Below are 2,519 nucleotides of genomic sequence, written 5' to 3'. Positions count from 1 at the left end.
ATTTTTGGTGATAGCCAAAGGACATGGAACAAGACAAATATGTAATACCAACAAACATGGATTCCCTATTTCTCACGCCGAAAGAGGCAAGTATTTTATAGGTTTCCAAACTGGCGATTTAGTCAAAGCTTGCATTCCTAATGGTAAGTTTGCTGGCAATTATATGGGAAGAATTGCTATTAGATTTAGACCAAGTTTTCGACTTTCTATTAAGGGTAAATGTTTTGATGTTAACCCGAAATATTTAACAGCAATTCACAAGGCAGACGGCTATGAGTACGAATTCTCTCAATAATGATTCGCTATCGCTCAATTTGTTAGTTGGCGACAATTCCCCGGACACTGACCCTATCGGGTTCAATGTCCGCCCCCTTATCGCATTTAAGGTGGACGTTAACCATGATGGATCTGCACAAGCAAAGACGCAAACGCGGTGTTGTCCTCTCTTTCCCAGGCTTGAAAAAGCTGATCGAAGCGAGGCGAGAGGCGGAAATTGAGGAGAATGATGGCAATAAGTTTACTTTAGAGGAATTGAGCGATCGCACTCAACTCGCTCCTTTCACCGTTGCGAAGGTATTGGCGCACGAGGAAGGCGTCGATAAGCAGACATTGGAGTGCTTTTTCCGCGCCTTTGACTTAGAATTACTACCGCAAGACTATATCAGACCGGATTCTAACGAGCGGGGGAGCGGGGGAGCTCTTGAGCGGGGGAACAGAGGAGAAAAAATCCAAAATCGAACTGATTGGGGTGAGGCTGTTGATGTATCGATTTTCTACGGTCGCACGGATGAAATTGCTAAGTTGGAGTATTGGATTACACAAGAAAACTGTCGTTTAGTGGCGCTGCTGGGTATTGGTGGAATTGGCAAAACGGCTTTATCTGTTAAATTAGCGCAACAAATTCAAGAGGAATTCGATTGTGTAATTTGGCGCAGTCTCCGCAATGCGCCACCAATTGAAGAGATTCTCGCTAATTTAATTCAGTTTTTATCAAATTACCGAGAAATAGATTTACCGAAGCAGATCGGACAGAAAATATCGCAATTGTGTGAGTTGCTGCGATCGCAACGCTGTCTGATAATAATAGATAACGTAGAAACCATTTTATCTGATGGCGAAAGAGCGGGTTATTACCGAGAGGGATATGAAGATTATGGGGAACTATTCAAACAAATAGGACAAACGCAACATCAAAGTTGTTTGTTGCTGACGAGTCGAGAAAAACCAAAAGAAATTGCTGCATTGGAAGGAGCGGTATTGCCTGTGCGATCGCTCCAATTAACGGGTTTGCAACCTACAGACGGACAAGAAATATTTAGAACCAAAGGATTTTTTCGCGCTTCAGCAGAAGAATGGCAAGAACTGATAGGTCGCTACGCGGGAAACCCTCTAGCGTTAAAGATAATTTCCACAACTATTCAAGAATTATTCGATGGCAATATCGCCGATTTTTTATCGCAAAATGCGATAATATTTGGCGATATTCGCGATTTGCTAGACCGACATTTCAATCGCCTGTCTGCCTTAGAAAAAGAGGTGATGTATTGGCTGGCGATCGATCGCGAACCTGTTTCCCTGGCACAATTGCGAGAGGATATCGTATCGCCAGTGCGATCGGCCAAATTACTGGAAGCGCTGGAATCTTTGGGGAGGCGATATCTTCTGGAAAAAAGCGCGGCTCGTTTCACCTTGCAACCGGTGATAATGGAATATGTCACGGCTCGATCGATCGAGCAAATTTGCGACGAGATTTCCACTCAAGAGATAGGGCTTTTCCGCAGTCTCGCACTAATTAAAGCGGAATCTCTCGACTATGTAAGAGATACACAAATTCGCCTGATTGTCAACCCAATTATCGCCGAGCTACTCTGCCATTTCGGGACAAAAACTAATATTGAAAATCGATTAATGCAAATCCTGGCCAACCTGAAAAGTCAACCTTTATCTCAACAAGGTTATGCAGGTGGAAACACTCTCAATATCTTGCGTCAACTCCAGACAGATTTAAGCGGCTACGATTTTTCCGATTTAGCGATTTGGCAAGCTTACCTGCAAGACCTCAAGCTGCATAACGTTAATTTCCAGAATGCCAACTTCGCCAAATGCGTTTTCAACGAAACCTTCAGAAACATTTTTTCAGTAGCTTTTAGTACAGATGGAAAACTTTTAGCTACAGGCGATAGCGATGGGGAAATTCGCTTGTGGAGAATTAGCGAAGGAGCAGAAATATTGCGATCGACACCCGTACAAACTTTGCAGGGACACAAAGGTTGGGTACAGACACTTGCCTTCAGTTCAACCTCCCTTCGCGGTCAGGAAAATGAGGCGGGTATCCTTGCCAGCGGCGGTGAAGATAATACTGTCAAATTGTGGGATATTTCTAACGGTAAATGTCTCAAAACATTGGCAGGACATAAAAGTTGGGTGCAATCTGTTGCTTTCAGTCCGGATGAAAAAATATTAGCTTGCGGCAGTGAGGGTTTAATTAAACTTTGGGATGTGGAAAGCGGCGAATATTT

Annotated in this window: 1 protein-coding gene and 1 pseudogene; both read left to right on the top strand. The window is 43.5% G+C overall.

Annotated elements, in window-relative coordinates; translation table 11 throughout:
* Positions 1 to 295 (top strand): annotated as a pseudogene (locus tag H6S82_RS28735) (HNH endonuclease); the annotation flags it as partial.
* Between the two features lie 104 nt (positions 296 to 399).
* The coding region (locus tag H6S82_RS28730; protein WP_191057139.1) for an NB-ARC domain-containing protein at positions 400 to 2,519 on the top strand (2,120 nt) is incomplete at its 3' end.

Origin of the sequence: Planktothrix sp. FACHB-1355 (genome assembly GCF_014748295.1) — a bacterium.
GTDB lineage: Bacteria > Cyanobacteriota > Cyanobacteriia > Cyanobacteriales > Aerosakkonemataceae > Aerosakkonema > Aerosakkonema funiforme_A.
The sequence above is the reverse complement of the archived record's forward strand: the minus strand, read 5'-3'. Positions and strand labels throughout refer to the sequence as shown.